The 5,867-nt window shown below is 68.7% G+C and carries 1 protein-coding gene; it reads left to right on the top strand.

The window, feature by feature from the left end; translation table 11 throughout:
* A partial coding sequence (locus K3M35_RS25190) for a helicase-related protein (protein WP_220667226.1) occupies positions 1-5,867 on the top strand: 5,867 nt, incomplete at both ends.

Here is a 5,867-nt window from a genome sequence, read left to right on the forward strand (position 1 = left end):
GCTGCCGCCCATGCGGACCTGCTGTGGCGCTACAGCCAATCCGGTTCCGCGGTTGCCGACCACGCACTGATCAAGGATGTGCGGCGCGGCATCATCGACCAGCTGCGCAGCGACTTCCCGGCCGAAACCGCCCTGCTCGACCGCTACGGCATCGACCTGGCCTGGACCCTTCAACACGATGTGGACCCGAAGGTTCTGCGCGAGCTTCGGGCAGCCGGGGACGACCTCTACAGCCTCACCCCGGCCGATCTGACCTTCGCCGGGGCCGGAGATGTGGTCATCGGCGACCCGGACGGCCGGCACGTGACGATCCGCTTGGGGCGGACACCGGGCAGCAAAGAACGCATCACCACCGTCGACGGCCGGCCCCGACCCGAGCTGACCCTGCGGGACGCGATCGCCGAAGCCCGCACCGTGCTCGCCGCCGAACACGACGGCGAGCAGCTCGACCCGCAGAACACCGCCGAGATCGGCCCACAGGCCGAGGCCGATGTCGACGCGGGAGCAGAACCGCAGCGCGAGGAGGCCGAACCGCCGTCCCCCCGAGTCGTAGCGCCTGCGATCGACGACGCAGGCGCGGTGATCTTCGACGAGGTCGACCCCGCTCCCACCGAGCCGTCGACCCCGACCGTCACCGACCCTGCCCTCGAGACGTCCGCAACCTCGTGGGTGCTCACCGAACACCTGATGGTCGGCCACGCCAGGCCGATCACCGATCCGGCCCCCGAGCCGGTTCTGGAGCAGGAAGAACCTGCCGCGCCCGCCGCGACCCCTCCGGCGGCGACCGTCGAGCCGGAGGCTGCCGCCTCGACCGATGAGGCGGCGCCCAGGACCCGGCCTGTGGACACCGACGAGCTGGTTGTTCCCGAGACCGAGTACGGCGAGGCGCTGTCGAGTCCCCTGTGGCGGGACAAGCGCCAGCTGGTGCGTGTCCGTAAGAAATCCGGCGCACACATCTGGGTTTCCCGCACCGCCGCCGCCAAGTACACCGCCGCAGCCAGCAGCGAGCTACCGGCCACCGCGGCCGCGGACCAGCCGACCGCGCCCGAGATGGTCGCGGAGACCGGCCTCGAGGAAAGCGCGCCGGCCGCCGAACACGGTGCCGACGCCGCGGTGGCCCGCCCTGCCGCCCCAGCCGCGGCGGTGCAGGACTTCGCCCTCGGAACCGAGGTGCTCGTCCCCAGCGGGGCGAAGGCCCGGGCACGGGCGAACATCGCCGCTCTGCGTCTGGTGCAGCACCTCGACCAGCAGCAGCGACCGGCCACCGCCGACGAGCAGGCGGTGCTGGCGCAGTGGTCCGGCTGGGGTGCGATCCCGGAGGTCTTCGACAACCGGACGAAGATTCGCCACCAGTGGGGTACCGAGCACGACGAACTGCTCGACCTGCTCGGGGACAAGGGCTTCGCTCAGGCCCGTCAGACCACCCTGAACGCGCACTACACCGACCCTGCGGTGGTGGCGGAACTGTGGCGGGCGGCGGCGCGGGCGGGGTTGCCCGACGGTGCCGTGGTGCTCGAGCCGGGCTGCGGGGCCGGCCACTTCGTCGGCACCGCACCTCAGTCGGTGCGCATGGTCGGCGTCGAGATCGAGCCGATCAGCGCGAAGATCGCGCACTACCTGTATCCCTCGCAGCAGATCCGCAACCACGGCTTCGAGCGCAACTTCGCCCCCGAGAACACCTTCACCGGCGCTATCGGCAACGTCCCGTTCGGCAAGTTCGCACCCGTCGACCCGATCCACAACGCGGACGGTCTGTCCATCCACAACCACTTCATCGCCAAATCGCTGGCGTTGACCGTTCCCGGTGGCTACGTCGCGGTGGTCACCTCGATGTTCACCTCCGATGCCCGCCGCGCCGAAGAACGCGCCGCGATCGTCGCCAAGGGAGATCTGATCGGGGCGGTGCGCCTGCCCACCGGGGCATTCGACCGGCAGGCCGGCACCGACGTGGTCACCGACGTGCTGGTGTTCCGCCGCCGCGACGACGGTGCCACCCCCACCGAGGACACTCTCGAATGGGCACAGCCCGCCGTCCAGGTCGAAGCGATCGACGCCAAGACCGGCGAAGCCGCCCACACCTGGATCAACCCATACTTCAAGAAGTACCCGCAGCGGGTGCTGGGCACCCTGACGGTGGGCAACGGCATGTACGCCGGGTCGTCGCTGCGCGTTGTCCCCACCACCACAAAGCCGCTGGCGACGCAGCTGCGCGAGCAGCTCGACCCGATCATCGACCAGGCCCTCGGTCGCGGACTCGGATTCACCGCCCCGGCCCCCGCTCCGGCGCAGGTCGAAGCGTTCACCACGCCGGGGCTGCGCACCGGAGCCGACCTCGATTCCCACGAGGTGCTGCCCGGTGCGATGCGCTTCAACGAGGCCGAGGATCGCTTCGAGCAGTTCACCCTCGGTCGCGGCTGGGCGGAGGCCGGCTGCCGCGGCAAGGACCTGGCCGAGCAGTGGAAGGTCCTCATCGCTCTGGGTGAGACGGTGATGGAGCTGGCCGAGGCCAGCCGCTCGCGCACCGCCACCGTCGCCGACCGCGACGTCATCCGCGCCCGCCTGGGCGGCCTCTACGACCGCTACGTCGGCACATGGGGGCCGCTGAACCGCTTCAAGCTCACCGAACCGACCCCGCTGTCGGAAGACAAGATCGCCGCCCGCCTCGACAAGGCGATCGCCGAGTGGCGGATCAAGACCGGCCGCGAGGACGCGCTCGCTGATGGTCTCGATCCGGCCGAGGCCGGCCCGTATACCGGGTCGATCCCCGACGAGGTGTACGAGGAGCTGTACGAGCAGGCATCGGCGCAGCCGCAACCGCGCCGCTATTCTGCGCATCTGCAAGGCGCGATCGCCCGGGATCCACGCCTGGGCATGGTGCTGGCCATCGAGAACTTCCAGTCGCGCTTCGACGGTAGCGATGCGGTGGCGACCAAGACGGCGATCTTCACCGAGGACACCACCCCGTTCAAGGACAAGGCCGCCAGCGCCGCCGACGTCGACGAAGCGTTGGCGATCAGCTTCGACGAGCTCGGGCACATCTCGCCGCAGCGAGTCGCCGAGCTGCTGAAGGTGTCCGTCGAGGACGCGCTCGAGCAGGCTCAGGGGAAGATCTATCCGTCTCTGCACGACGCCGACCGGTGGGAATTGGCCACCGTGGCCCTGTCCGGGCAGGTGCGCGACAAGCTGGCGCGGGCGACGATCACAGCCGGCGACGATCCTCGCTACGCGCCGCTGGTGGAGGCGCTGACCGAGGTGGTGCCGCCGGATGTGGATCCCGCCGAGATCGGGGTGCGCATCGGCGCGACCTGGGTGCCGATCGAGGACTACCGCGCGTTCCTGGTCGAGGAGTTCGGGCTGCGCCCGGACCGGCTGACCGTCGAACACGATCAGGTCAGCGGAAGCTGGCAGATCAAAACCGATCAGAAAAGCCGCCACGAATTCTCCGGTGGCTACCCGGACAAGTACGGCAGTGCCCGGCTGCCGGGCGTGAAGATGGTCGAGCTGCTCGCCAACAACAAGCCGATCCAGGTCAACAAGACCGGCGACGAGCTCGAACGCTCCCCGAAGCCGCGGTTCCACGTCAAGCTCACCGAGCAGGCCCAAGCCTCGGCCGCAGCCCTGCAGGAGCGGTTCGAAAAATGGCTGTGGGAGGACGGCGACCGCTATGTGCGCCTGGCCCGGACCTTCAACGAGCGCTACAACTCCTACGTCAAACCCGTCCACGACGCGACCGGCAAGGCGTTTCCCGGCATGAACCCCAAATACGTGCCGTACGACTATCAGGCCGCCGCCGTGCAGCGGTTCCTGCACGACGAGACGATCCTGCTCGACCACGTCGTCGGAGCCGGCAAGACCTTGACGATCACCGCCTCGTGCATGGAAGCCACACGGCTCGGGCAGATCCGCCAGCCGTGGATCGTGGTCCCGAACCATCTGCTCGGGCAGTGGGCGGTCGAGGCCCGCGACGCCTACCCGAACGCGAACATCCTCGTCGCCGCCGACCTCGACGGGCGCGACGACCGGCAACGCTTCGTCGGACAGACCGCCGTCGGGGACTGGGACCTGGTGATCGTGCCGCAGAGTGTGTTCAGCCGCATCCCCATGCGCCGCGAAGCACAGATCGAGTACCTCGAAGGCGAACTCGGTGAGCTGCGCGAAGCCCTCGACGCCGCCAACAGCCAGGGCGCGGAGTTCACGGTCAAGCAGATCGAGCAGGCGATCAAAAACGCCGAGGGACGTATCGAGAAGATCATCGCGGCCAAGGCCACCGACGAGGGACTGACCTTCGAACAGTCCGGGGCCGACTTCCTGTTCATCGACGAGGCGCACGACTACAAGAACCTCACCCGCCCCTCCAACAGCGCCGATCTGGCGGTCACCAATGGCTCCCAGCGGTCCACCGACCTGGAGATGAAGGCCAAGCATCTGCGGGAGAAGGCCCGCGCCCTGGGCGCCGAGCAGGGCATGGCGCACGCGCCGGCCAAGGCGATCGCGTTCGCCACCGGCACCCCGATCAGCAACTCCCTGTCGGAAATCTGGGTGATGACCAAGTACCTGCGCCCGGACCTGCTGCACAATGCCGGCCTGGGACGGATCGACAACTGGGCGGGCACCTTCGCCAAGCCGGTGTCGGTGCCGGAGATGAACACCACCGCCACCCGCATCCAGATGAAAACCCGCATGGCCGAATACGCCAACGTGCCGCAGTTGGTGGCGATGCTCGACCAGTTCCGCGACGTGGTGACCTCCGACCGGATCCCGGTGCGCCTGCCCGTCCTCGACGGCGGATCCCCGAAGATCGTGGAATTCGACATGGGCCAGGACGCGATCGACGCGATGGCCGACCTCGATGTGCGCATGTCCCAGATCCAGGGCGATCGGATGGACCTGGACAACAGTCTCAAGATCGCCACCGACGGGCGGAACCTGACGATGTATCCGGCGCTGGCGAACCTGGGCGCACCGGACCCGCAGCACAGCCGGGTCGAACACGCCGCCGACCTGATCTGGCAGGTCCACCGCGACCACGCCGACCTGCGCATCCCGGCCGACAAGTACGGCCCCGAGATGACCGGGGTGTTCCAGCTGGTGTTCTGCGACCGCGGCACCCCCAAAGCCGGTGCCGGCCCCAAGACCCGCAATCTCTACACCGAGCTGCGCGACGCCCTGGTGGCCCGAGGCATGAAACCCGAGCAGATCGCGTTCATGCACGACTACGACAACCCCAAGGCCAAGGCCCGCCTGGTGCAAGCCTGCGCCGACGGGCGGATCAGGGTGCTGATCACCTCCACCAAGAAGGGCGGCACCGGCCTGAACGTCCAACGGGCACTCAAGCAGATGATCAACCTCGACCCGGCGTGGACGGCTGCGGACATGGAACAACGCCTCGGCCGCATCATCCGCCAGGGCAACGTCCACGAGACCGTCAGCGTGGTCAACATGGTCGCCCGCCGCTCCTACGACGCGATGATGTACCAGTACGTGGCACGCAAATCGAACTTCGTGGCGATGATCCGCAAGGCCGATGTGCCGCCCACGATGGAAGACCTCGGCGGGGACCTGACGGTCTCCTGGGCGCAGAGCAAGGCCGCCGCCACCGGTGATCCGGTCTTCGTCGAGCAGGTCGAAGCCGACCAGAAGGTCGCCGAACTCGAAGCCCGCCGCGATGCGGTGCGGGGTGCCAACGCGGCCCGCAACGCTGCGATCCGGGCACTGAGCCGGTCCATCACCGCCGACGAGAAGCGGCTGCCCGAGGTCCGGGAGGTCGCCGGCAAGCTCGCCGCCTGGAGCGCCGTCGAGGACCGTGCCCGGAAGATGTGGGCCTTCCCCGACGGGACGATCCCCGACTCACAGACCGCGGAGCTGGC

The organism is Rhodococcus sp. DMU2021 (assembly GCF_019641445.1).
Classification (GTDB): Bacteria; Actinomycetota; Actinomycetes; order Mycobacteriales; family Mycobacteriaceae; genus Rhodococcus; species Rhodococcus pyridinivorans.